Source organism: Nannocystis sp. (assembly GCF_016714285.1).
GTDB lineage: Bacteria > Myxococcota_A > Polyangia > Nannocystales > Nannocystaceae > Nannocystis.
This window is the reverse complement of the sequence record NZ_JADJNN010000040.1, coordinates 36,283-60,307: the sequence shown is the minus strand read 5'-3', so window position 1 is coordinate 60,307 and position 24,025 is coordinate 36,283. Positions and strand designations below refer to the sequence as shown.

Here is a 24,025-nt window from a genome sequence, read left to right as displayed (position 1 = left end):
CCGATTTGCGCCCGGAGCGCCTGGCAAGTTAATGACTTTTTGTCTGGTGACCTCGTTCTCCATCTGCCACAGTGATTCCCGGTGTGGTCGGCGTCGCTTCGGCCCGCACACACCTTAGTTCCCCCGAAGGTAGGGCCCAAGCCATGCTGCGGAACCGTCTTCTCCCCGTCGCTCGTCTCGTCACTCCGTTCGTCGTGCTCGGCCTGCTCCTGCCGAGCGCCGCCGCTGCCCAGGAGGCCCTCCCAGTCGGCCCCGCGGGCTCACTCGCCACGGCCCCCGCGGCCCCCGAGGCCCCGCTGCCACAGCCCGTCCCCGGCCAAACCCCCATCACCAGTCAGCAGCAGTCTCCCGGCACCCAGACCCAGCTGAGCCCCGGCGGCCCACAGACCCAGTCCCAGCAGATGCAGCCGCTGCCCGGTGGTCCCCTGCCGCTGAGCCCCGGCTCGATCTACATGATGCCGCAGATCCAGGTGCTGGTGCAGCCGCAGATCCAGGTCTCGGCCCAGCCCAAGGGTGACGCCTCGCCGCAGACCAAGGCCGACGTCAACCAGAACGTCAGCGCCGACACCACGCCCACCGTCACCAGCAGCACGACCACCAACGCGACCACCTCGCCCTCGGTGGTCGCCCAGCCCTACACCCCACCGGCCACGTACACCCCGCCGCCCACGTACACCGCGCCCGGCTACCCGCCGCCCCCGCGCGTGGTCACCCGGGTCGTCACCCAGCCGCAGCAGTACAAGCCCTACAAGCAGCTCAAGCCGCTGCCGCGCCGCAAGGGCCTGATGATCACCGGCTGGATCGTGTTCAGCGTCTCGTACCTGCTGACCGCCAGCAACGCCGCCGACCTCTACGACCGCTGTCCCGGCATGCACAACCCCGGCCGCTGTCGCGAGCTCTCCCGCGACATGTTCATCCCCGTGGCCGGCCCCTTCATGGCGATGGAGCACACCAAGTACGCCACCGACGACTACTCGCTCGCAGTCGCCGGCTCGCTGCAGGGCGCCGGTCTCCTCATGGGCGTCATCGGCACCGCGATGTTCATCCGCGACGGTCGCCGCAACCGCATCATCAACGAGTACGGCCTGCGCGTCGCCAAGAACGTCAACCTCCGCCCGAACGCCAACCCCCTCGGCGGCGGCGGCTTGGTCCTCGGCGGCCGCTTCTAGCCCCGGCGGGGTCGCCCGCGACTCGGTCCCCCAGAAGGGCGCGCCCACCAGCGCGCCCTTCGGCGTTTCGTCGCACCGAAGCTACACCTGCCCGAAAGGACAGGTCTCCTGACCCACCAGCCCGGGCACCTCGCGTCCTCCGAGCCAGTCGCTTTCCCCCGCGGAACCTGACCCGAAGGCCAGCTCAACGACTCGCAGCGTCATCGCTGCCCTGCCACGCGCGCCGGGCCGCGCTGCCCGGCGCCAGACCGGCGCCCGCCCCCGCCGCCCGGGCCGCCTCGACGCTCACCTGTCCCCAGAGACCTGTCGCTAACAACATGGCCGCAAGGACAGCCAGTGACGCCCGCGCCCAGCCGCGCCCGAGCACCGGCTCCTCCCCCGCGGGCCGGGCCCACAGCAGCGTGAGCACCCGCAGACACGCGCAGGCCAGGCCCACCCCGGCGATCAAGCCCAGCACCAGCGCGACCCGGACCAGCACGTTGCTGTCCTCGAGACCAGCCTGCAGCAGGGCCATCCGCGCGATGAAGGCCCCCGTGGGCGGCGCGCCGGCGAGGCCGAGCAGACACACGGCGAGCGCGGCCGCCGAACCCGGCGCGCGACGGCCCAGCCCCACGAGGTCGACGAGCCCCCGACCGCGATCGAAGGCCGCGTGCGCCGCGAGCAGACCGAGACTCGCCAGCACGTGGGTCGCCAGACACAACAGTACCGCCGCGACCGCGGCGTCGCCGGCGGCCTGCCCCCAGTCGACGTGGTCGCTGATGCGCAGCCCGCCCGAGCGCGCCCCGGCGTGGGCGTAGAAGTCGGCCGCGGCGAGCATACCGACCAGCATCAGCCCCGCCTGGGCGACCCACGCCCACGCGAGCAGCCGCCGCAGATCGACTGCCCGCACCGCCGCCACACCGCCGACCACCGCGCTCAAACCCCCGACCAGCCCCGCCGCGGTGCCCCAACCATACGGCGCGTAGACCATGCGCGGCGCGTGCAGCACGGCCACGAACAGGCGCAGCATCGCCGCCGTCGCGGCGACGCGGACCAACACCAGCGTCGTGCCGACCGCGGCGGCGCTGCCCCGCTGCACCACCGCCGGCGCCAGCAACTGCAGCGGCGCCGCCCCGAGCCGCGCCAGCAGCCCGACCAGCGCGAGCCCCAGCCCCGGGAGCAGCAGCATCGCCGGCGCCGCCCCGTGCACCGCGGCGTCGCGCGAGTAGGAGATCAGCGACGCGCCCAGCGGCTCGCTGCTGTGCAGCAGGTCGACCGCCGCCTGCACCGTGCTCGCGCCCCAGCGCAGGAACACCGCGCCGATGCGCCCGCCCAGCTCGGCCAGCCGGGTCGTCCCCGTGGCCCCGTAGATCAGCCCGAGACCGAGCCACAACAGCCCCGCCGCGAGCCCCTGTCCCATGAGCCAGGTGAAGCCAGCGCGCCCCGCCGCCTCGCCGCTCGCTTCGCGGCCCAGCCACAGCAGCGCCCCCGCGGCCAGGCAGGCCAGCTCGAGCCCGGTGACCAGCACGCTCAGGTCACCCGCGTGCGCGCACAGCAGCGCCCCCGTGCCCGCCAGCAGCACCAGCCCGTGCCGCGCCGCGGCGCCCGGCCCCGGCGGCTCACCAGCGATGAGCACCGCGAGCGCGACCAACACCACCAGGTCGAAGCCGAGGCCGAGACGATCGACCACCAGTGCCTCGCCGACCACGCTGCCGCCCAGCGCCAGCCCCGGCTCACCCACCAGGCTCGCCGCAGCCGCCAGCGCCAGACCGACCCCGCAAAGCGCCACCACCCGCGACCACCCCCGCGCCGCCACGCCCGCGAGCGGCACGAGCAGCGCCCACAGCCCGACGATCACCAGCGGCGCCAGAGCCAGCCCCAACCCGTTCACCGTTCCCCTCCCTGCAGCTGCTCGAGCGTCCGCAGCGGCTGCGCGCACGCCTCGCTCGCCGCGCCCGTCACCTGCATCGGCGCATCGACCGTCGCCAGCGCCCGCTCGCAGCGACGCCGCATCGCCGCGTCCACCGCTGCCCGTCCGGCCGCGTCGATCCGCCGAAGCCCGGGACCCGGCGCCACCCCGAGCGCCAGCAGCGGCAGCAACAGCGCCGCAACCCCCAGCCCCGGGCCGACCCCTGGCCTGTCCCCGACGACATGTCCCTCGGTACCTGTCCTTCCGGACAGCGCCCGCAACGACAGCAACAGCGCCGCAACCCCGACCAGCGCGAGGCTCATCGCGTGCCCCGCCAGCGTCAACCCGGCGAAGCGAGCCGTGCCGATCACCACGAGCGCCGCCCCGACCAGACCGACCAGCCCCGGCGCCGGCAGCAGCCCGATCGGCGCCACCCTCCGCAGCCCCACCGCGTGCGCGAGCAGCCCGGCCGCGCCGCCGAGGCACAGCGCCAGACCCAGCGCCAGCGCCCCGAGCACCCCCTCGTGATGCTGCCCGACGATCCCCAGCACCAGCAGCCCCGCAGGCACCAGCGCCGCCAGCCCGACGGCGCGCGCCGGCTCGGGCTCGGCGCGAGCCACCAGCGCCCCGTACACCGCCCCCAGCACCGCGACCCACGCGATCGCGGGCGCCTGCGCGGCCGCGGCGGTCGGCGTCACGACCAGCCACACGCGCAGCAGTAGATCGAACCCCAGCCAGCGTAGCGGCCCGGCCACCAGCAGCGCGACGCCCGGACGCGCCGCCGCCACCCCCGCGATCAACCACCCGTGCAGCGGCCACAGCCCGAGCGTGAGCGCCCCCGCCAGCCCGAGCGCCGCGGCGATCGCCGCCTCCGCCCGCGCCGGCAGCAGCAACCCGCCGAGCGCCTCCAGCTCGAGGCTCCACAGCCCGCCCGACGCGTCGTGATGCGCGACCGCCAGCGCCCCCACCGCGACCGCCAGCAGGGCTGTCCCGAGGGACAGGTAGAACCCGACCACCAGCGCCGCGCGGACCCGCGACGCCGCCGCCCCGCTCGCCACCAGCCCGGCCACCAGCGGCGCCAGCAGCCCGTAGCAGGCGACCAGCAGCCCGAGGTCGCGGGCCAGCAGCGCCGCGAGCACGACCGCCTGCAGCGCCAGCCCGCCGGCGATCGACCCGCGCGAAGCACCCGGCGCGAGCGCGGCGACCTGACCGATGAGACAGGTGACCAGCACGCCGGGCACCCCGAGCGCCCCGAGCCCCAGCGAGAACGACAGCCCGAGCGCGGCGACCCACGGCACCCGCAGCGCGAGCCCGGCCGGCTCGACGCTCACCACCGCCAGCCCGACGATGAGCACGATCCCGGCCGCGACCCCGCCGATCGCCCGACACCAACGCACCGGCCCGAGCGCCACGAGCAGCGCCCCCAACACCGGCAGCGCCAGCAACAGCCGCAGATCCGCCAGCCCGCTCACCGCCCCACCTCCCGCCGCACACCTGTCCCTGGGGCCAGCTCCCCCGCACCTGTCCCTGGGGCCAGCTCCCCCGCACCTGTCCCTGGGGCCAGCTCCCCCGCACCTGTCCCTGGGGCCAGCTCCCCCGCACCTGTCCCCGGGACCAGCTCGCCCACACCACCCGCACCTGTCCCTGGGGCCAGCTCAGCCCGCCCCGGCTTGCCCTGCCCGCGCCGGCTCCCGATCAGCGCCGGGTCGAGCCCGCCGAGGTCGACCGGGTACACCCGCGTCGGCCCGACCCGCACCACATCTGGATTGGCGAACACCACCGCGAGCACCCCCAGCGCCCCGAACAGCGCCAGCACCAGCGCCCCCTGCAGATCCCCGCGCCCCGGCGCCCGCGCCACCCCCGGCGAGCCAGCCACGAGCAGCAGCGCCAGCACCCGCCGCTCGCCCAGCTCGTGCAACCCGGCGATCAGCGCCCGCGCGCGGCGAGCCAGCCACGCCCCCGGCGACCACGCCGGCGTAGCGATCCGCAGCGCCAGCGCGCGCAGCCGCGGCGCCAGCAGCAGCCCCGCGCCCGCCAGCCCGACCGCCGCCAGCACGCCCCAGCGCGCCTGCTCGACCCGGTACGGCGGCAGCGGCCCGAGCGCGAACTCGCCGCGCAACAACCAGCTCGGCGTGAACTCCGGGGCCAGCCACACCCGCAGCGCCGCGGCGCTGCCCGGCATATCGATCACCCCGAGCACCGCCGCCAGGGCCGCGAGCAGCCCCGCCCCGAGCGCCAGCTCCGGCCCGCCCGTCGCCGTCGACCTGTCCCGCAGGACATGTCCTAACGACCCGGCGATCGCCAGCAAGCTGCACCCCACCAGCCCCGCCGCCGCCCAGTTGAGCCACGGGCTCCACGCGCTCATGTACGTGAGCCCGACCCCGCCGAGCTCGCCCGCCCACAGGGCTACCCCGCCCGGCAGCAGCCCCGCCAGCGCCAGCGCGGCCAGCCAGCGCAGCGAGCCACCCGCGCGCCCGCCCGCCGACCACGCCAGCGTCGCCGCCGCGCTCGCCAGCCCGCTCGCCAGCAGCAGCCCGCACGCCGCCATCCACCCGCCCATCCCCAGCGCCACCAGGCAGAGCCCGAGCTGCGCCTGCACCACCCGGAGCACCGCCTCCTCGGCCCGCCGCGCCCGCAGCCCGGCCACCGCGTACCCGAGCGCCGCCACCCCGCCGACCACCACCAGCGCCGCCATCACCACCGGCGCCAGCACCAGCACCACGTGCAGGCGCAACAACAGCAGCACCCCCGCGCCCGCCCCCAGCCCGAGCACCGCCGCCCGCCCAGCCGCCGCCTCGCGCAGCGGCGCCAGCACAACCACACGCCCGAGCACCGCCACGCAAAGCCCCAGCGTCGCCACCGTCACCGGCGCCAGCCCAGCGATCGGCCCGCCGTGCAGAAACGTCGAGTGCTCACCGAGCAGCACCGCGCGGGTCACCAGCTCGATCCCGAGGTCGCCAGCCCCGACCGCGATCGCCAGCACCGCCAGCCACACCCCGCCGTCGCTCCAGCGCCACGCGCTCACCTGCTCCGACGCACCTGTCCCTTCCGCCCTGTCCTCCGCGCCATGTCCTCCGCGCCATGTCCCTCCCGACCTGTCCTCCGCGACCTGTCCCCCGCGCCATGTCGCCAGCACCGCGATCTGCCACCCGAGCGCCGCGCCCCACACCGTCGACGCGAGCGCCAGCAGCAGCACCCCGCCGAGCAGCAGCGCCGTGCGCCCGAGCCCGCGGATCCCCGCGCGCGGGTCACCGAGCGCCGCGATCTGCAGCGCCAGCCCGGTCGCCAGCGCCACCACGCACACCACCCGCGCCAGCCCGCCGAGCTCGAGGTCCAGCGCCAGCTTGGTCGTCCAGCCCGCGCCGGCCCACGCGACCGCCTGGGTCGCCGCCAGCTCGGCGCCCGAGTCGGTGGCCAGCGCCAGCGCGTACATCGCGAGCGCCAGCAACATCGCCGCCAGCAGCGTCGCGCCGAGCCCGATCCGCCCGGCCAGCACCAGCGCCCGCTCGTCGCCGAACCACCGCCGCCAGCTCGCCTCCATGGCCGTGATCATCAGCCCCGCCGCGAGCGGCAGGCCGGCGATCGCCAGCAGACTGACCTGCCCCTGCATCGCCTACCCGCGCCCCCGCAGCAGCGCCGCCCCGAGCAGCGCGTAGACCCCCGCGAGCGTCACCAGCAGCGCCGCCAGCACCTGCCCGCTGCCGTCGCCCCACGCGCGGGCGAAGCTCGCCCACAGCAGCCCCGGCGCCGCCAGCAGCAGCACCAGCGCCAGCAGCACCCGCCCCGGCGCCCGCCGCAGCGTCAGCCCCACGAGCCCGAGCACGAACAGCCCGCTCGCGAGGTAAAGGAAGTGCGTGATCGGGAGCATCGGCGCGCCCGGTTATAACCGATGCCCGCGGCCCGCACTCCCGGCGATCGCCGCGACCAGCAGCGCCAGCAGGGCGGCCAGCAGCGCCGGCGCGTGCGCCTCGCTCCACACCCGGGCCAGCGCCGCCGCCCCGCCGAACTGGCTGCCCGGCGCCAGCTCGCGCCCCGCCCACACATACTGCCGGGCCCAGGTCCCGACCAAGATCAGCACCAGCCCGGCGATCGGCAGCAACGCGAGCCCCGAGACCAGGCGCCGCCGCACCACCACCTCGTCCGTCACCGCCAGCCGCAACGCGGCGACCGCCGCCCCCGCGAGCACCACCAACTGCACCGCCGCGACCGCCGGCGCCAGCATCTGGACATACGCACAGGTCGCCGCGACCATGCACACGAACAGCGCCCGCGTGGCCACCCGCGTGCTCCCGGCCGCGATCACCACCAGCCCCGCCGCGAGGGCGACCACCGCGTACGCGAAGAAGATCACCGCCGCCATCAGGCCCGCGTGCTCCGGGCCGCGTGCCCCACGAGCCCCGCCGCGAGGGCCAGCGCCGCGTCCGCGAAGAAGATCATCAGGCCGGCCGCGGCTTCCAGGTCGGATCGAAGGACATACACACGCCGCCCCGCTGGATCGGCGCAAAGTGCGGGCTCTCGCGCAGCGACGGGTCGACCTCATCCGTCCCCGACGGCACGAAGCCGACCCGGTTGGCGAAGAAGTCGGCCGCGTCACTCGTGGCCAAATAGATCGCCCGCAGCCCGAGGTTGCGCGCGCGGCGGATCGTCCCGTCCGCGAGGATCCACCCGAGCCCCTCGCCGCGCCGGCTCTGCGCCACCGCCAGGTTGAACAGCAGCCCCTGCGAGCCCGCGACCTTCAGGCTGCAGCAGCCGACCACGTCGCCCTCCGGCTCGCGCAGGATCAGCGTCTCCGTGCTCTCGTCGAACTCCGTCGGCGCCAGCCCGTAGCCCGCGCACAGGGCCTGCACCGCCGGCATGTCCTCCGCCGTCGCGAACATGAACGCGTCGCCGAGGCCCTGCAGCAGCTTGCTGCCGAGGTCGCCGAAGGCCCCGCTCGACAGCAGCAAGATCGTGTCCCCCGGCGCGACCTGGTTCAGCACCGCGATCCCCAGATCGTCGGTGCTCGCGTAGGCCGAGGCCTCGACCCCGTGCGCCGCGATCGCCCGCGCCAGCGCCGTCGGATCGAGGCGCAGCTCCGCCGGGATCTTCTCCGGATGAAACAGCGGCCCCACATACACCCGCGACGCCGCCGCGAACGCCTCCGCGTAGCCGTCGAAGAACACCGCCCGCCGGGACGACGCGCTGCGCGGCTCGAACAGCACGTGCAGCTTGTTGTTCGGGAAGTGCCGCCGCACCGCCGTGACCGTCACCTTCACCGCCGTCGGGTGGTGGGCGAAGTCCGTGACCACGCGGATCCCCGCGGCGATGCCGAGCAGCTCCTGCCGCCGCCGCACCCCGCGAAACCGCCGCACCCCGTCGCGCAGCGCCGCCAGCGACGCGCCCTCTTTGCGCGCCAGCGCCACCGCCGCGAGGATGTTGGCGATGTTGTAGCCGCCGACCATCGAGGTCGCCCACTCGCCCTGACTCTGACCGCGCTCGAACAGCTCGAACAGCGTCTGCCCGCCGCCGCGCTTGATCGACGGCCGCGCCGTGTAGTCGGCGCTGGCCGGGTCGTCGCCCTCCGCCAGCACGCGGTAGGTCGTGACGGCGCAGCGCGCCGCCTTCGCGACCTCGACCGCCCCGGCATCGTCGGCGCAGACGATCAGGTCGCCGTCCGCGGGGATCAGCTGCACGAAGCGCACGAACGCCGCCTTGACCGCCTCGAGGTCGGCGAAGATGTCCGCGTGGTCGTACTCGACGCTGGTGACGATCGCCCGCTGCGGCGCGTAGTGGAAGAACTTGGAGCCCTTGTCGAAGAAGGCCGTGTCGTACTCGTCGCCCTCGAGCACGATCGCCTCGCCGGCCCCGTACAGCGCCCCGCGTCCGAGGTTCTGCGAGACCCCGCCGATCAGCGCCGACGGCCGCTGACCGGCCGCCACCAGCAACCAGGTCAGCAGCGCCGAGGTCGTCGTCTTGCCGTGCGTCCCCGCGACCACCAGCGAGCGCCGACCCGGCAGCAACAACTTCGCCAGCAGCGACGGGAAGCTCTCGAGCGCCAGCCCACGCGCCTGCGCCGCCAGCACCTCCACGTGCTCGCGGCCACAGACGTTGCCGACCACCACGCAGTCCGGACCCCAGCCCAGGTTCTCCGCCGCGAAGCCCGTCATCACCGCCACGCCCGCCTCGGCCAGCTGCGTCGACATCGGCGGATAGAGCGGCCCATCCGAGCCGCGGACCTCGTGCCCCGCCTGCTTGAGCAGGCCCGCGAGCGCGCCCATCCCAGTGCCGCCGATGCCGATCAGGTGGACCTTCAAAGCGGCGAGAGGATGGACCCGTTGTCGCCGACCGGTCAAGCGTAGGACCCCCGGACACTCGTCCCGCCGCGTGGGCCCGGCGATACCCGCAAGGGTCACAGACAAAGCTCGCGGCCGCGGCCGCCGATGTTGCCTGAAGGACGCAGACAAACGACGTTCCCGCGACAACACTCGCGTGTTATCGTCGGCATGTACTTCGCCACGGCGACCCCCGTTATGAGCAGCGAGCACTACATCGGACACGAACGCCGCACCCGCCCGCGGGCGCAGGTGCACATCGACTCCGAGCTGCGCCTCCCGACCGGCGCAGCAGTGTCGGTGCAGACCCTCGACCTCTCGAGCCACGGCGCCTTCGTGCGCAGCGCCAGGCCGCTGCCGATCGGCGCCACCGTCCGCGTCGTGCTGCATCGCGGCGCCCAGCGCAACCCGCTCGTCCTCGACGCCGAGGTGGTCCGCGTCGGCACCCAGCGCGAGGGCCGGGCCCCCGGCCTCGGCCTGCGCTTCACCGACCTGACCGCCATCGACGAGGCCTCGCTGCGCTCCCTGATCGACGCCAACAACGACCGCGACCCCGCGTGGCCGCGGCCCAGCGAGTTCTGATATAGCTCGCGCTCCATGCTCGACCTCAAGGCCAAGCTCGCCGCCGCCGGTCTGGTCAGCGCCGCCGACGTCGCCGCGGCGGAGCGCCAGGCCAAGCCCCGGCCCCGCGACAACCCCCGCGACAACCCCCGCGACAACCAGGCCCCGCGCCCCACCGGTCCCAAGGGACATGACCCAAAGGCCAGCCCAAACCGGGCCCCGAATCAGGCCCAGCACCGGGCCCCGAATCAGGCCCAAAGCCGGGCCCCGAATCAGGCCCAACACCGGGCCCAACACCAGGCCCCGAACAAGGCCCGCCCCTGCTCGACGTCGCCGCGCTGCAGCGGGCCAACAGCAACGGCGAGGTCAACAAGGGCGAGGCCTACGACGCGATCCGCCGCGCCGTCGAGGCCCACCGACTCGACCCGGCCCACGGCATCCCCGGCGAGCACGCCACGCCCTTCCACTTCAGCACCGCCACCGGCCAGCTGTCCCGCCTCACCCTCGAGCCGCAAGCCCACACCGCCCTCACCGAAGGTCAGGCCGGCCTCATCGCCTTCATGTCGCACCACGGCCTGGCCCACTGCGTCGTCCCCCGCCCGCTCGCCGAGTCCGTCCACCAGCTGTTCCCGCTGTGGCTCCGCGTCCTGAAGGACCACCCCGGCGCCGGCCAGACCGCCCCCCGCCCCAGCCCCACCAGCCCCACCAGCCCGCTCGCCCCAGCCAGCGAACCCAGCCAAACCAGCCCGGTCAGCGAACCCGGCGAACCCAGCGAACCCAGCGAGCCCAGCGACCCCGGCGAACCCACCAGCGCCGCGTGAGAACCCGCCGCATCCGGGCCGCATCCTTCGGGCTTTTCAAGCGAGCCCCGCCTGTGTTATCCAGCCGTCCCCTTCGTTCCCGGGCTCGCCCGGCCGGTGGGGGCTGCCTTCCAACCGCAGAGTCCCGTACGGCGAATATAGCTCAGTTGGTCAGAGCGCTCGGTTGTGGTCCGAGAGGTCATGGGTTCAACCCCCATTATTCGCCCTCCTTAGTCGCTTCATTCGTCCCTGGCATCGCCTTCAGCATCGTCTCCGGCATCTTTCCAGACCGCAGACGCGCCCGTATCTGTTAGATCCGGGGTCGTTCGTGGCCGACGCCAGTCACAGCCCCCAGCAAGGCTCGCCGCGTCCGGCCGCGGCGCCCGTGCTGGTCGCGGCGCCCATGCCGGTCGCGGTGCCCGTGCTCGCCGCCGCCGGTGCGATCGCCGGCCTGCTGCAGCTGATCGCCGGCGTCGCCCTCGGCCTCGCCAGCCCCGAGGCCCTGCACCGCGCCGCGCGTGCCGGCCCCCGCAGCACGATCCTCCTGGTCCTCGCCCTCGCCAGCTGCGGCCTGCTCGCCTGGATCCTTCGCCGCCGCACCGCCGCCGCCGCCGGCCTCGGCCTCGCCGGCCCGCTGCTCGCCGGCCTCATCCTGTGGAAGAGCGGCCTCTCCAAGCTCGGCCTCGCCTACCACGGCGAGTTCATCCTCCACCACTTCCTCGCCCTCGTGTGCGCCGCCCTGTGCCTGGCGATCCCGCTGCAGTGGCTGCGTGCGCCACGACTCGCCGCCGCCCGCTGGCGCTTCCTGCCCGCCGCCCCCGCGTCCGTCGGCGCGCTGCTCCTGCTGCTCGAGCACCTGCGCGGCGACAGCGATCTCACCGGTCCGATCGGACAGGTCGGAACGGCCCTGTCCCTTGCGACATGGCCGATCGCGCTGGCAGTCCTGTGGCCGACCCTCGGCCCGCCGCGCCTGCGCGCCTGGCTGCTCGTCTCGACCCTGCCCGCGCTCGTGCGCGTCGGCCTCGGCGGCGCCGCGGCCCTCGCCGGCGTCCCCCTCGGCCTCGCCGCCGCGACCCCGCTGATGAGCGCCGTCGTCATCGCCAGCCTCGTCGGCCTGCCGCTGCTGCGCCCCCAGCTCGACCGCCTCCTCCAGGTGATCGTCAGCGTCGGCGCCGGGGTCATGACCCTCGGCCTGCATCGCGTGTACCTGCAGCGCTTCGGCGACCTCGAGGGCGACCTCGGCGGCCTGGTCCGCTCGCTGTTCGGCTTCGACCTGCCCTACCCCGGCTACGTCCCCGGCTGGCGCCTCGGCGCCGCGATGCTCGGCCTGTTCGTCCTGCTCACCACCGTCAGCGGCGCGCTCATCTCCCAGCGCGACCACATCCGCGGCCTCGGCCTCGCCCTCATGATCTCCGGCGGCCTCGGCCTCGGCAGCCCGCAGCTCGTGCTCATGCTCTGCGCCGGCTACCTCGTCCTGCTCGACGCCACCGCCGGCGCCCCGCCAGACCCCGGACGCCGTGGTCTCCGCCCCGCCCACCCCGCTCGACGCCACCCTCACCGCCCTCGCCGACCGCCTCGGCCTGCCCGCCCCCGTCAGCCTCGAGCAGGCCGCGGGCCGCGTCCTCTCGCTCCGCGGCGAGCTCGAGCACGTCGCCATCCACCTGCGCGCCCGCGAGAGTCGCCGCGGCTGGAGCGTCGAGCTCACCCTCGGCATCCCCGGCCGCGGCAAACCCGAGGTCGAGCTGCTCCCCGGCGCCGGCGGTCACCGCGTCGTCGGCAACGCCCGCCGCCTGGAGACCCTCCCCGAAGCGCTGCTCATCGCCCTCGCCGACCACCCGAGCCACCACACCCGCCTGTGGCCCGGCGGCGTGCACCTCGACTTCGGCCGCCAGCTCGCCGGCCTCGAGGTCGACCGACTCGCGCGCCTGCTCGCGCAGCTCGGTCGCGTGGTTTAGGCGACCTCGGCCGCCAACTCGCCGGCCTCGAGCTCGCGCAGCTCGGTCGCGCCGTGTAGCGCGTACTTGCGCGCCACGACCTTGCACACCGCAGCAACCGGGCCAGCGGCCGCCTGAGATATCATCGGCCGTTGCCGGCTCGCGACACCAACGCGTTTCGCCGATCGCTCTTGATCACGATCAAGCCGCGGGTCGACGACGCCTACCCGGTCGAGGCGGTGCTCCAGGATCGGCCGCGCACCATCCCCGCCGTGATCGCCGGCAGCATGCGCATCGACGACGCCGAGCTGCGCTCGCTGGTCGACCCGACCGCCTACGGCGCCTACCTCGGCGACGCCCTCCTGCGCGGGGCGATCCGCGACGCCTTCGTCCGCGCCGTCGCCGGCGCCACGCCGCTCCACCTGCTGCTCTCGATCGACGCCCGCGAGCTGCGACCACTGCTGTGGGAGCGCCTGTGCGGCCCCGCCGGCGCGGGCTTCGGCTTCCTCGCCCTCGACCAGCGCCTCGGCTACGCCCGCTACATCCCCAGCCCCGTCGATCGCGAGTACCGCGAGCTGCGGCGCCGCGACCTGCGAGCCCTCGTGCTCGTCGCCTGCCCCGACGGCCTCGCGGCCTACGGCCTCGCCCCCTTCGCCGCCGACGCAGCCGCAGCCGCAGCCCGCGACGGCCTCGCCGGCGTCCCCTGCGACGTGCTCGGCCCGGTCCTCGGCGCGATCGGCCCGGCCACCCTCGACGGCCTGTGCGAGGCATTGACCCGCAACAGCTACGCGATCCTCCACATCGTCGCCCACGGCCGCGCCCGCGCCGAGCCGCGCGAGACCCTGCTCTTCCTCGAGAAGCCCGAACGCAGTGTCGACGTGGTCGAGAAGCACGAGCTCGTCAGTCGCCTCGGCCTGCTCGCCCGCGGCCTGCCCCACTTCATCTTCTTCGCCGCCTGCGAGAGCGGCGTCGAGTCCGGCGAGGACAGCCTCGGCGGCCTCGGTCGATCGATCGTCGGCGAGCTCGGCGTCCCCGCGGTCCTGGCGATGAGCAGCCTCGTCGCCGTCGACCACGCCGCCGCCCTCACCCGCGGCTTCTACACCCGCCTGCAGATCCACGGCCACGTCGACCAGGCCCTCGTCGAGGCCAGCGCCGGCCTGGCCGGTGCCAGCGACGCGCTCGTCCCCTCGCTCTACACTCGCCTCGGCAACCTCCCGCTGTTCGCCGTCGACGACGACAGGCCACCCGCCCCGGCGCGCCCGACCCGAGTGGAGCGACGTGGGCCTGCGCGACTTCAGCGAGGCGCTGCAGCGGGCCTACGCGCCGCGAACGCCTGCTCGCCGCGCACCAACCGACCGAGCTCGTCGACGGCGAGATCTCTGGCCTGCGCCTGCGCCTGCGCGGCGACGGCCAGCTCCACGCCGGCGACCTGCTCGCCGACGGCCGCTACCTCCTGCTCGCCGTCGCCGGTGAGGGCCTCTCGTCGACCGTGTGGCGAACCCACGACCACAAGCTCGGCCGCGAGGTCGCGCTCAAGGTCCTGCACCCGCAGCTTTGTCGCCGCGCCGACGTGGTCAAGAAGTTTCGCCGCGCCGCCGAGCGCATGCGGACCCTCGAGCACCCGCACATCGTCCCCGTGCTCGGCCCGCCCGAGGGAGGACCACGGCCGCCACTTCTTCGCCATGGCGCTGATGCCCGGCGGCACCCTCGAGAGGCGCTGCGCCGCCGCAAGCTCGCGGTCGACAACATCCTCCCGATCGTCCGCGCCCTCGGCTCGGCCCTCGCCCACGCGCACGAGCACAAGCTCCTGCACCGCGACGTCGAGCCGAGCAACGTCCTGTTCGACGACGTCGGTCAGCCGCGCCTCGCCGACTTCGACATGGCCCTCGAGCTCGGCAAGATCCTCGACACCGGCATGTCGCACCTCGGCCCCGCGATCTACGTCGCCCCCGAGTGCGTCGCGGCCCACCCCGAGGCGAGACCCGAGACCGACGTCTACGGCCTCGCGATGACCGCCCTGTTCATGTACAACGGCGCCGCACCGATCGAGGCCCTGCGCGCCCCCAAGCGCTTCGTCGGCCGCCTGCCCTGCCCGCCCGCCGTCCGCCGCGCCCTGCTCCGCGCCGGCGCCTTCGAACCCCGCGACCGCTTCCCCTCGATCGCCGCCTTCCTCGCCGCCCTCGACGAACCCGAGACCCGGTGGTCGCGCGTCCGCCTGTTCGCGCTCATCGCGATCGGCGCCTGCCTCGGCGTCGGCCTCACGACCTGCGCGCTGCTGCGAGCCTGAGGCTCACGGCACGACCTTCTCGATGCAGTAGAAGCGCTGCGTCTCGCTCCCGCATTTCCCGCAGGTGCCCTCATTGGTCCACCCCCCGTCCGTCGCGGTGAAGTTGCCAACGGTGCCCATCACCCGTTGCTCGGCCCAGCCCCCGCAGGTCGCCCCCGCAGTGCTCGTGCCGTCCGACTTGGTGCCAGTCCACACCCCCGCCATGCTGCAGTTGGAGGTGTCCGGCTTCGCCTGCGTGCCCTGCTCGGTCTCGTCGATCGGCTTCAGCAAGCTGCCGTCGAGCAGATCCGCCGTGTTCAGCGCCACGACGTTCTCCGAGGGCAGGAGGTACGCGTTCTCGGTGCTGCCGATGCGCATCGCCGCGGTCTCCAACGGCGCGTCCCCGCTGAGCCAGGCGACGAACTCCCGCTTGCGCGTGTACTTCGTGCGCCCGAGCGTGCGACACAGCAGGTCAGCACCCGCGAGCCCGCCTTGCACCCCCGCGTACTTGTCGAAGGTCACGAACAGACGCTGCAGCGCAAACGTGCAGCGCGAGCTGCAGACTCCCAGGGCCGGCGGCTCGCACTCCTCGTTGGTCCCTATTTTCCCGTCGCCACACTTCGCCAGCGTGCACTCGTTCTCACAGCCGTCGCCCCCATGTCGTTCTTGTCGTCGCACTCCTCCACCGGCGAGCACGCGTCGCACACGTAGCCGTCGCCGCACTTCGCACGCTGGCACTCCGGGTGCACTGCGCGGCCGGCCCGTTGCCCTCGCCGTCGTCGCACTCCTCGCCGGGGTCCACCATCCCGTTGCCGCAATCGCCGGCGCCAGTGTCCGTCGAGCTCGTGGCCGACACGCCCGTCGTCGTCGACACACCCGTCGTCGTCGCCTCGCCCGTCGTCCCCGGCGCCTCGGTCGTGGTCAGCCCGCTCGCGGTGGTCGGCGCGTCCGTCCCGCCGGCCGTGTCGCCGCTGCTGCCCGGGCCGGTGCTGGCGTCGCTGGCGTTGTTGCCCACCGGCTTGAAACAGCCGACCAGCACGAGACTCAAGGCCGCGACGAGGCCGTGCACGCAACCGGGACGCTCGAACATCTCCACCTCGGGGACGCTGATTGTACCGGACATACCACCCGCACGATCGCCCCCTCCCTGCAACGCGCACTCGCGAGCCCACGCGCGTGAGTCGTCCACGCGCCCCCGCGTTGACAGCCCGCGGGCCCTCGCCGATGCTGCCGCGTCCGGAGGGTGGTGGATATGCGGCGGATCTCGGCGGCGGCGATGAGCCTGTGGATCGTGACAGCGTGCGGCGACAGCGGGGTCAGCTCCGCCAGCGAGGCGGCCAGCTCATCCGGCGCCAGCTCGTCCGGCGACCCCAGCACCAGCGGCACCCCGCCGACCACAAGCACCAGCGGCGACCTGCCCACCAGCACCGGCAGCGCCAGCGCCACCAGCAGCACCAGCGGCGACAGCAGCACCGGGGCCGTCAGCATCACCACCGGCGAGCCCGCCACCGACGCGAGCACCAGCCTGGACCCCTCGACCTCGACCACCGGCGGCACCACGACCGGCGACACCACCAGCGACACCACCAGCGACGCCTCGAGCAGCTCGACCGGCGAGCCCCCGCCGGAGCTCGGCCCCTTCGACGTCGACGACCTCGAGGCCGGCCACGGCCACGCCTGCGCCCTGCTGCACAGCGGCCGCGTCAAGTGCTGGGGCGGCTACACCGACTCGGGCGACCTCGGCGTCGGCGACACCAAGCCCCTACGGGACCATGCCGGGCACCATGGGTAACAACCTGCCCTTCGTCGACCTCGGCAAGGACCTGCTCGCGACCACGGTGAGCTCCTACTACCACGGCTGCGCCATCATCACGGACGGCCGCCTCAAGTGCTGGGGTCAGGGCACCTTCGGCGCGCTCGGCACGGGCGCCAGCGACAGCCTCGGCGACGGGCCCGGTGAGATGGGCGACCTGCTCAAGGCGATCGACCTCGGCAAGAACCACACCGCCAAGCAGGTCGCGACCGCGGTGTGGACCACCTGCGCCATCCTCGACGACGACAGCGCCAAGTGCTGGGGCTGGAACAGCAACGGCTGGCTCGGCCAGGGGCGACAAGAACGACCGCGGCGACGGCCCGGGCGAGATGGGCGACACCCTCAAGCCGATCGACCTCGGCAAGGACCGCAAGGTCCAGAGCATCGGCATCGACAACAGCCACGCCTGCGCCCTGCTCGACGACGCCACCGTCAAGTGCTGGGTCAGCAGGCCGAGGGCAACCTCGGCAACGGCCTCGCGGGCTTCGGCGCCGTCGGCGACGGCCCCGGCGAGATGGGCGACGTCCTGAAGCCGCTCGACTTCGGCAAGGGTCGCACCGTCAAGCAGCTCGGCGCTCGGCGCCCGCCACGGCTGCGTCCTCCTCGACAACGACAAGGCCGGGCTGGGGTTCGAACAACTACGGCCAGCTCGGCCTGGGCGACATGAAGAACCGCGGCGACGACCCCGGCGAGATGGGCGACAACCTCCCCTACGTCGACCTCGGCAAGGACCGCACCGCGATCAGCGTGCGCGCCTCCTACTTCCACTCCTGCGCGATCCTCGACGACCTCTCGCTCAAGTGCTGGGGCTCAGGCAGCGGCGGCGCCAACGGCCAGGGCGAGGCCCAGAACCGCGGCGACGGCCCCGGCGAGATGGGCGACATGCTCCCGCCGATCGACCTCGGCATGGGTCGCCACGCGATCAAGGTCGCCCCCGGCGCCAACTACAACTGCGCCATCCTCGACAACCACGGGGTCAAGTGCTGGGGCATCGGCGGCACCCAGAGCGCCCTCGGCTACGAGGACATGAACGCCCGCGGCGACGGCCCCGGCGAGATGGGCGACGCGCTCCCCTTCGTCGACCTCGGCAGCCCGTAGTCACAGCTCGCAGGCCCGCCGGCCGCGCCCTTGACCCGCACGCACGCCTCCACCGATCATCACGCCGATGACAACGCGACGGTGGGGATGGGTGTGTGGTTGGCTCGCGTGCACGAGCGCGTGCGGCGACAGCGGGAGCAGCAGCGCCGAGGCCGGCATGGAGGCCAGCGCTGGCAGCACCAGCGCCAGCACCGGCGCGGTCACCCCGACGACCAGCACCAGCGGCGCCTCCGACAGCGAGGCGACACCGACCACCGGCGGCTCCCAGAGCGCCACCGCCAGCGACGACACCGGCGCCCCGGTCACCAGCTCCACCGACGCCAGCAGCAGCACCGGCGCCGACATGGCCTGCCTCGATATGCCCCCGCCCGGCTTCGACGGGGCCCAGAACCCGGACTGCGCCGCCGAGCCGCAGATCGGCGTGTTCAAGCCCGTCGTCGAGTGGAGCCGCGACGCCTGGGCCGTCGAGCCCACCTCCAACCAGGTGCTCATGACCCCGTCATCGCCTCCCTCGACGACGACAACAACGACGGCAAGGCCGACGAGAACGACCTCCCTGACGTCATCTTCGTCACCTACAACCCCGGCAACCACTACGGCCCCGGCGTGCTGCGGGCCATGTCCGGCGACGGCGCCAAGGAGGTGCTCAACGTCGCCGGCAAGGAGGTCTGCGGCCACTCCGGCCTCGCCGTCGGCGACATCGACAACGACGGCCGCCTCGAGATCATCAGCGTCAGCGTCAAGAACGAGCTCAAGCGCTTCGAGCACGACGGCACCCTCACCTGGACCAGCAAGATCTACGGCCCCCAGGCCCTGCACTGCGGCAGCTACCCGTCGATCGCCGACCTCGACGGCGACGGCACGCCGGAGATCGTCGCTGGCGCGATCATCCTCAACGCCGACGGCAGCGAGCGTGGCGTCGGCCAGCACGGCAACGCCTTCTTCATCTCCACCGTCGCCGACCTCGACCAGGACGGCAAGCAGGAGGTCATCGTCGGCAACGCCGTCTACGACGACAAGGGCGCGACCGTGTGGTTCAACGGCAAGGGCGACGGCTACCCCGGCGTCGCCGACTTCGACGCCGACGGCAAGCCCGAGATCGTCGTCAGCTCGAGCGGCACCGTGCGCCTGCAAGACGCCCTCGGCGCGGTGATCTGGTCGACCCCCGTCCCCGGCGGCGCCGGCGGTGCGCCGACGATCGCCGACTACGACGGCGACGGCGAGCCCGAGGTCGGCGTCGCCGGCAGCGAGTTCTACGTCGTCTTCGACACCGACGGCGCCGTCATGTGGCAGATGCCGATCGACGGACCGACTCTGCCACCGGCTCGGTCGTCTACGACTTCGAGGGCGACGGCGTCGCCGACGTCATCCACGCCGACGAGCAGCGCCTGTGGGTCTTCGACGGCACAAACGGCGCCGTCAAGCTCTCCCTCGCCGCCCACGGCAGCGCCACCCAGTACGAGTCCCCGTCGGTCGCCGACCTCGACGCCGACGGCCAGGTCGAGATCGTCTTCGGCAACAACCAGTTCTACGGCCCGCAATTCCCCAAGGGCATCACCGTCGTCGGCGACATGGACAAGTCCTGGCGCCCCGGCCGCGAGATCTGGAACCAGTATTCGTACAGCATCACAAATGTCCTTCGAGTGGTTTAGATCCGCCCTGCGCGGCATTGTGATAGATAATGTGTACTTTCGGACAGGCGCCTTTTGGCCCTTGCCTGTCTCGATTCTGTCTCGAACAGTGGGGGTGGAGGGATGGAGATGCTTACGACCGCCCGCGTCCGCGAGCTCAAGCCACAGGACAAGGTGTACGAGGTGACCTGCGCGGCCGTGTCCGGCTTCGTCGTACGGGTCCTGCCGTCAGGCAAGAAGGTGTTTCTCGTCCGATACCAGGTCGGCGGCAAGTACCGGCGCGAGAAGATCGGGCAGCTCAGCCCGACGCTCGGTGTCGACGAGGCGCGCCAGCGTGCGCTGCTCATGCTCGGCGGTGCGGCGCGCAGCGAGGCATCCGACCAGCCGGTCGCGGGCCCCACCGCGCCGACATCCGGGCGCCGAGTCGAGCCTGTGAAACAGGCGGAACCACGGCGAGCGACAGTTGGCGAGCTGGCCGAGCGCTTCGTCCGCGAGTTCGTCGACGTCTACCTCAAGCCCAACAGCGCCACCTGCTACCGCCGCCTCGTCGCCCGCCGCATCCTCCCCCGCGCTCGGCGACCGCGACTTCCAGACCGTGACCCGCCACGAGGTCCAGGCGCTGCACGCCAGCCTGAAGCACATCCCGGGCTCGGCCAACTACGTGCTCTGCATCATCGGCAGCCTGTACCGCCGCATCATCGTCGACTGGGAGCTGGCCGACATGAAGAACCCCGCCCACGGGGTCCGGCGCTTCACGATGAAGACTCGCGAGCGCTTCCTGACCCCCGAGGAGCGCGCCCGCGTCGAGGAGGTGCTGCTGCGCGGCCTCCAGATCTCGCACGGCTGCAAGGGCCACATCAACCGCATGGGCGTCTGGGCCCTGCAGCTGCTCTCGCTCACCGGCCTGCGCCGCGACGAGATCCGCGAGCTCACCTGGCCCATGGTCGACTGGCAACACAGCTGCCTCAACCTCCCCGACACCAAGACGGGCCAGCGTAGCGTCCCGGTCTCGTCGCCGGTGCTGAACCTGCTCCGGCGGATCCACGACGAGACCGGCAGCCGCAAGCAGGGCCTCGTCGTCCACACCCGCAACGGCCTCAAGCTCACGGGTCTGAACCTGACCTGGAACAGCATCCGCACCGCCATCGGCATCCCCGACGTCCGCCTGCACGACCTGCGGCACTCCTTCGCCAGCGACGCCCTCATGGGCGGCGTGCCCCTGGCGATCGTCGGCCAGATGCTCGGCCACCGTCAGCCGACGACCACGAAGCGCTACGCCCACCTCGCCGACTCCGTCGTCCGCCAGGCGCTCGAGCACACCGCCAGCCGCATCATCGAGGCGAGCAACACCACCCGCGCCATGCTGGCAGCGCCGTACGAGCCGCTGCGCGATACCCAGTGGGCGGCGATCGTCACGCTCGTCGACGCCGAGCGACCGCGCGGCGGCAAGCCGGTCGACCTGCGGAACGTGGTCGACGGCATCCGCTGGGTGCTGCACACGCATGGCCGCTGGCGCGACATCCCGGAGGCCTACGCGGCCTCGACGACCTGCTGGCGCTGGTACAAGCGGTGGCGGGACGATGGGACGTGGGCGCAGGTCGAGGCTGCCATCACACCGCCCTTGGCAGCGACACGCGAATCACGACGCGACAAGCAACCGGTCAAAGCCTCGGCCGAACGTCCTGGGGGTCCGTAGCGGGTGGCGCAAGCGACGGTCCAGCCTCATCATCGTCAGGCCCCGTCGGCACGTCCGGTACATGGGCGATGGGCGTTCACGATGCCGATCCCGGCGATGCCGATCCCGGCGTTCACGATGGACTAGGTCAGGGGAGGCTTGGGGCCCTCCGGGCCTGAACTCCGTCACAGGCCGAGCTGTTGCTGTTCGTCGAGGTACTTCTTCACCTTCACCGGGTAACCTTTGACCTCCTTGAGCTTGAGCTCGAGGGCCTCCTCCTTGGTGCCTGATTTGTTGTCTCTCTTGCCTCGACCCGTGAAATAGTAGGTCCAGATGCTCTTGTCCCTACCCTTGTTCCAGATGGCGGGCCTCAAATACTCGTCCTGCAGACAATCAGACGGCGGGTCGTCGGAGCCGGCGGCGCGCGCATTGGCGATCGCCGCTTTGACCGTGCCTTCCCGGCGTTGTAGGCGACGACCGCCAACTCGGCGAAGCGGGGTGGTCAGGGCTGACGCCGATCAATCCCATCTTGGACTTGAGGGTCGCGGTTCCAAAGAGGATGTTGACCTGGGGATTCTTCCAGTAGCTTGCGAAATCATAATTCTTGAGCTCGTGGTACGTGTCCCGGGTGTAGCGCCAGGTGTCCTTCGTCATCTGCATCAACCCGAACGCCGAGCCGCTCGTCGCCCCGGGTTTTCCTCCCGATTCGGTCGCCATGATGGCACGGATCTGTTCGACCTTGATCCCGTATTTCTCGCTGGCCTCGTGGATGAAGGTATCATAGTTCTTCGCAATCATCTCAGTCACGGCAATCTTCTTCGGACTGACGTTGGACTTCGCCGTCCAGCCCCAATAGTGGGGCGGGTCGACGATATCATCGGGCAGATACTGTACCACTTCGACATAGCTCCTGCCGCCGACTGTCTGCGAGGCCATGATCCGCACTTCGCTCCCCTTGGGGATCATGCGGCCCAGGGACGCCAGTTCCGGCGGCGCCGAACGAAGGACCGCCTGGCCGTCGGAGATCACGAAGATCGAGGGCGTCGGGGTCTGGCTGCTCTCGGCCCACTCATTCGCCGCCGGCGTTCGGATCCGCACGACCATCAGATCCGACTGGACGCGACCGTCCCGCCCTGCGAGGCGCCACGCGCGGCGTCCCCTGCTGGTGAAGCCCCGCGCCGCGTCGGCAACATGCACATAATACCCGGCGCGCGGCTCCTCCGTGTCGAGACCGAGCGCTGCCAGATCCGGCCACGGGATCACTTCGTCCCCGGCGAGCACCCCCAGCCGTGCGCCGCCGTTGCGCTCGACGCTGCGACGGATCACCAGATCGCCAGCCCGAAGGCCTCTCGCGGTCAGAAAACCGCCGGGGAACGCAACCACGGCGAGGAAGCGAAACAGGTAACGGCTCAACGCGCCCTCTTGCGCCGTGAGGACGTCGAACAAGTCCGCCGCGGACAGCGCTTCACCGCCACGGAACGGCACGAGCGCCCCCGGGAGGCCGCTCCGCTCGAGCAGGACGGGCAGCAACGCGTCCGCCTCGCGCACCCCATGGTCGATCAAGGCGTCGGCCCACGCGACCACCGGCGCTCGGCGGTCGACCGGCTCGTCCGTCGGGCGAACCCACACCGGGTTGTCGATGTCCAACTCTACATCTTCGGCCGACGAATCGAGGAATGAACGTGCGTCAATCATATCTGGCTCCTGGTGGACACGAGGCTCAGAGAATCCGGGCTGGACGCCCTCACGGGCCGCCCGCTCGGCCGCAGCGATGTCGAGGTATCCGCTGCCGACACGCTGCGGGTCGTGTTGCGGCGCGGGACGCGTGCTGCCGAACAACAGCGACCGCATCGCGCGATTGTCAAGCGGACGTCCGGCCGCCTGCAGCATGAGCGCGCAGGTACCGGTCACGAACGGCGCGGCCATGCTGGTCCCCGACATCCTGGTGAGGTACTTGCGATCCGCAGGTGCTCCGCGTGGCGCGCTCCTCGCTGCCAGAATCCGGACCCCTGGCGCGACGAGGTCGGGCTTCTGACGGCCGTCTCGCGTTGGCCCAGAGCTGCTAAACGGCGCCAGCGGAGAGCCGTCGGCGTGCGGGTCGTAGCCACCCACGGCGATCGTGCGAAAACCGTTGCATATCGTGTTCGTCGTCGAGGCCGGGGCGACACAGGCGTCGTCGAGGCGAGGTTGCTGCGCGACGCCTTCCCGGCTGCGCTCTACCCACACGTGATACCGTCCGTCGACGACATCGTCGGCGTCCAGGTTCACTCGCCAGGCGCCCTCCGGCGCCCCGGTATACAAGTAGATCCGGATGACGTTGTCGCCGTTGTTCGGATCGGTGAGTCGATTGTAGAGGGTCGCCACCCTCCGCCCCTCGAGTTCGATCACGGCGTGGTGACCCGGCGTCGCCCGCGCGACACCCCCGTCCGGCGCGACAAGCTCGCAGTGCATGCGGTCCCGACCCGAAAACCACACATCGATCTCGCAGGGCGCCACGAGCCGAGTCGGGACGGTGAACGGGATGGTCTCCCGTTCACCCGGGCGAACGACCCCGGCCGCATGGGCGCTGCGGTTGTAGTAATTCCCGGTGCTCTGTACGCACACGCGCCCCGGACCGGCCATCACGCAGTTGTCGAGGGCCCGCTCGACCAGTGTGAGGCCGTCGTGCTGGCCCGCCTGGTTGCCCATGCTCACGTTGATGACCCACGGTCGCTCGCCGGCGGTCCGCGCTATGAAATCGACGGCCTCGAGCAGCGCCACGGAATTGCTGAGCCGTTCCTGAACGCCCACGTTGAGCGGCGAGATGTTGACGAATACGATGTCGCTCTCCGGAGCCACGCCCACGGGTCCCCCCGCCCGGCCGTTCCCGCACGCGATGC

Annotated in this window: 23 protein-coding genes, 1 tRNA gene and 3 pseudogenes; 14 read left to right on the top strand and 13 right to left on the bottom strand. The window is 72.6% G+C overall.

All coding sequences use genetic code 11. The annotated features are described in order from the left end of the window. Positions 1-143: 143 nt before the first annotated feature. Positions 144-1,169 (top strand): hypothetical protein, encoded by a 1,026-nt coding sequence (locus IPJ59_RS36170; protein ID WP_293275739.1) that lies wholly within the window; start codon positions 144-146, stop codon positions 1,167-1,169. Between the two features lie 184 nt (positions 1,170-1,353). On the opposite strand, the gene IPJ59_RS36165 is transcribed toward IPJ59_RS36170, so the two are convergent. The 6 genes from IPJ59_RS36165 to IPJ59_RS36140 all read right to left on the bottom strand — a co-directional run bounded on the left by IPJ59_RS36165 (position 1,354) and on the right by IPJ59_RS36140 (position 9,350). Further along, entirely contained in the window at positions 1,354-3,039 is a 1,686-nt protein-coding gene (locus IPJ59_RS36165; RefSeq protein WP_293275738.1) for a proton-conducting transporter transmembrane domain-containing protein, read from the bottom strand. Beyond that, on the bottom strand, positions 3,036-4,529 hold the full coding sequence (locus IPJ59_RS36160; protein ID WP_293275737.1) for a hypothetical protein: 1,494 nt from the start codon (positions 4,527-4,529) through the stop codon (positions 3,036-3,038). The genes IPJ59_RS36165 and IPJ59_RS36160 overlap by 4 nt, the downstream gene beginning before the upstream one ends. Then, positions 4,526-6,667 carry a hypothetical protein gene (locus IPJ59_RS36155; RefSeq protein WP_293275736.1) on the bottom strand — a complete coding sequence of 714 codons (2,142 nt, stop codon included), beginning with the start codon at positions 6,665-6,667 and terminating at the stop codon, positions 4,526-4,528. The genes IPJ59_RS36160 and IPJ59_RS36155 overlap by 4 nt, the downstream gene beginning before the upstream one ends. 3 nt (positions 6,668-6,670) lie before the next feature. Beyond that, positions 6,671-6,925, bottom strand: coding sequence for an NADH-ubiquinone oxidoreductase chain 4L (locus IPJ59_RS36150; protein ID WP_293258766.1), 255 nt, complete (start codon positions 6,923-6,925; stop codon positions 6,671-6,673). Between the two features lie 12 nt (positions 6,926-6,937). Then, the gene (locus IPJ59_RS36145) at positions 6,938-7,408 is read right to left on the bottom strand and encodes a hypothetical protein (RefSeq protein WP_293258768.1); all 471 of its coding nucleotides are present in this window, start codon (positions 7,406-7,408) and stop codon (positions 6,938-6,940) included. Positions 7,409-7,493: 85 nt separating this feature from the next. Then, positions 7,494-9,350, bottom strand: a complete 1,857-nt coding sequence (locus tag IPJ59_RS36140; protein WP_293275735.1) for a GNAT family N-acetyltransferase — start codon at positions 9,348-9,350, stop codon at positions 7,494-7,496. Between the two features lie 189 nt (positions 9,351-9,539). On the opposite strand from IPJ59_RS36140, the gene IPJ59_RS36135 reads away from it, so the two are divergent. Continuing rightward, on the top strand, positions 9,540-9,950 hold the full coding sequence (locus IPJ59_RS36135; protein WP_293258772.1) for a PilZ domain-containing protein: 411 nt from the start codon (positions 9,540-9,542) through the stop codon (positions 9,948-9,950). A 251-nt stretch (positions 9,951-10,201) separates the two neighbouring features. Here the strand turns inward: IPJ59_RS36135 and IPJ59_RS36130 are convergent, their stop codons facing one another. Then, positions 10,202-10,498 carry a hypothetical protein gene (locus IPJ59_RS36130; protein WP_293275734.1) on the bottom strand — a complete coding sequence of 99 codons (297 nt, stop codon included), beginning with the start codon at positions 10,496-10,498 and terminating at the stop codon, positions 10,202-10,204. Between IPJ59_RS36130 and IPJ59_RS36125 the strand changes: the two genes are divergently transcribed. The 4 genes and pseudogenes from IPJ59_RS36125 to IPJ59_RS38580 form a co-directional block, all read left to right on the top strand. Beyond that, complete coding sequence (locus IPJ59_RS36125) at positions 10,490-10,750, top strand: hypothetical protein (protein ID WP_293275733.1); 261 nt, start codon at positions 10,490-10,492, stop codon at positions 10,748-10,750. The two genes, IPJ59_RS36130 and IPJ59_RS36125, sit on opposite strands and share 9 nt — an antisense overlap. Positions 10,751-10,881: 131 nt before the next feature. Further along, positions 10,882-10,955, top strand: a tRNA-His gene (locus IPJ59_RS36120). 102 nt (positions 10,956-11,057) lie between these two features. Beyond that, positions 11,058-12,743 (top strand): hypothetical protein, encoded by a 1,686-nt coding sequence (locus tag IPJ59_RS36115; RefSeq protein WP_293275732.1) that lies wholly within the window; start codon positions 11,058-11,060, stop codon positions 12,741-12,743. 207 nt (positions 12,744-12,950) lie between these two features. Continuing rightward, positions 12,951-13,763 (top strand): annotated as a pseudogene (locus IPJ59_RS38580) (CHAT domain-containing protein); the annotation flags it as partial. A gap of 194 nt (positions 13,764-13,957) precedes the next feature. Here IPJ59_RS38580 and IPJ59_RS36105 read toward each other — a convergent pair. Then, positions 13,958-14,167, bottom strand: a complete 210-nt coding sequence (locus IPJ59_RS36105) for a hypothetical protein (RefSeq protein ID WP_293275730.1) — start codon at positions 14,165-14,167, stop codon at positions 13,958-13,960. Here IPJ59_RS36105 and IPJ59_RS36100 point away from each other — a divergent pair. Continuing rightward, a complete protein-coding gene (locus IPJ59_RS36100; RefSeq protein ID WP_293275729.1) occupies positions 14,153-14,950 on the top strand; it encodes a serine/threonine-protein kinase in 798 nt (265 codons plus the stop codon). The two genes, IPJ59_RS36105 and IPJ59_RS36100, sit on opposite strands and share 15 nt — an antisense overlap. A 3-nt stretch (positions 14,951-14,953) precedes the next feature. Here IPJ59_RS36100 and IPJ59_RS36095 read toward each other — a convergent pair whose 3' ends face one another. Together IPJ59_RS36095 and IPJ59_RS36090 are read right to left on the bottom strand one after the other, a co-directional pair. Beyond that, positions 14,954-15,607 carry a hypothetical protein gene (locus IPJ59_RS36095; protein WP_293275728.1) on the bottom strand — a complete coding sequence of 218 codons (654 nt, stop codon included), beginning with the start codon at positions 15,605-15,607 and terminating at the stop codon, positions 14,954-14,956. Continuing rightward, complete coding sequence (locus IPJ59_RS36090; protein ID WP_293275727.1) at positions 15,570-16,052, bottom strand: hypothetical protein; 483 nt, start codon at positions 16,050-16,052, stop codon at positions 15,570-15,572. Before IPJ59_RS36090 ends, IPJ59_RS36095 begins: the two co-directional genes overlap by 38 nt. A 129-nt stretch (positions 16,053-16,181) precedes the next feature. On the opposite strand from IPJ59_RS36090, the gene IPJ59_RS36085 reads away from it, so the two are divergent. From IPJ59_RS36085 to IPJ59_RS38570, 6 genes and pseudogenes are all read left to right on the top strand, one after another. After that, positions 16,182-16,721: an RCC1 domain-containing protein gene (locus IPJ59_RS36085; protein ID WP_293275726.1), complete on the top strand. Its 540-nt coding sequence runs from the start codon at positions 16,182-16,184 to the stop codon at positions 16,719-16,721. Continuing rightward, positions 16,702-17,409: an RCC1 domain-containing protein gene (locus tag IPJ59_RS36080; RefSeq protein WP_293275725.1), complete on the top strand. Its 708-nt coding sequence runs from the start codon at positions 16,702-16,704 to the stop codon at positions 17,407-17,409. The genes IPJ59_RS36085 and IPJ59_RS36080 overlap by 20 nt, the downstream gene beginning before the upstream one ends. Beyond that, positions 17,406-17,840 carry an RCC1 domain-containing protein gene (locus IPJ59_RS36075; protein WP_293275724.1) on the top strand — a complete coding sequence of 145 codons (435 nt, stop codon included), beginning with the start codon at positions 17,406-17,408 and terminating at the stop codon, positions 17,838-17,840. Before IPJ59_RS36080 ends, IPJ59_RS36075 begins: the two co-directional genes overlap by 4 nt. 87 nt (positions 17,841-17,927) lie before the next feature. After that, positions 17,928-19,013: pseudogene (locus tag IPJ59_RS38575) on the top strand (FG-GAP repeat domain-containing protein); the annotation flags it as partial. A gap of 113 nt (positions 19,014-19,126) precedes the next feature. Continuing rightward, positions 19,127-19,492, top strand: coding sequence for an FG-GAP repeat domain-containing protein (locus IPJ59_RS36065; protein ID WP_293275722.1), 366 nt, complete (start codon positions 19,127-19,129; stop codon positions 19,490-19,492). Positions 19,493-19,594: 102 nt separating this feature from the next. Further along, positions 19,595-19,762: pseudogene (locus IPJ59_RS38570) on the top strand (Arm DNA-binding domain-containing protein); the annotation flags it as partial. Here the strand turns inward: IPJ59_RS38570 and IPJ59_RS36060 are convergent. Continuing rightward, complete coding sequence (locus tag IPJ59_RS36060; protein WP_293275721.1) at positions 19,700-20,113, bottom strand: hypothetical protein; 414 nt, start codon at positions 20,111-20,113, stop codon at positions 19,700-19,702. The pseudogene IPJ59_RS38570 and the gene IPJ59_RS36060 overlap by 63 nt on opposite strands. Between IPJ59_RS36060 and IPJ59_RS36055 the strand changes: the two genes are divergently transcribed. Further along, positions 20,067-21,167, top strand: a complete 1,101-nt coding sequence (locus tag IPJ59_RS36055) for a tyrosine-type recombinase/integrase (RefSeq protein ID WP_293275720.1) — start codon at positions 20,067-20,069, stop codon at positions 21,165-21,167. The two genes, IPJ59_RS36060 and IPJ59_RS36055, sit on opposite strands and share 47 nt — an antisense overlap. A gap of 164 nt (positions 21,168-21,331) precedes the next feature. Here IPJ59_RS36055 and IPJ59_RS36050 read toward each other — a convergent pair whose 3' ends face one another. Together IPJ59_RS36050 and IPJ59_RS36045 are read right to left on the bottom strand one after the other, a co-directional pair. Further along, positions 21,332-21,520, bottom strand: coding sequence for a hypothetical protein (locus tag IPJ59_RS36050; protein WP_293275719.1), 189 nt, complete (start codon positions 21,518-21,520; stop codon positions 21,332-21,334). 19 nt (positions 21,521-21,539) lie between these two features. Beyond that, positions 21,540-24,023, bottom strand: a complete 2,484-nt coding sequence (locus tag IPJ59_RS36045) for a S8 family serine peptidase (RefSeq protein ID WP_293275760.1) — start codon at positions 24,021-24,023, stop codon at positions 21,540-21,542. Positions 24,024-24,025 lie beyond the last annotated feature (2 nt).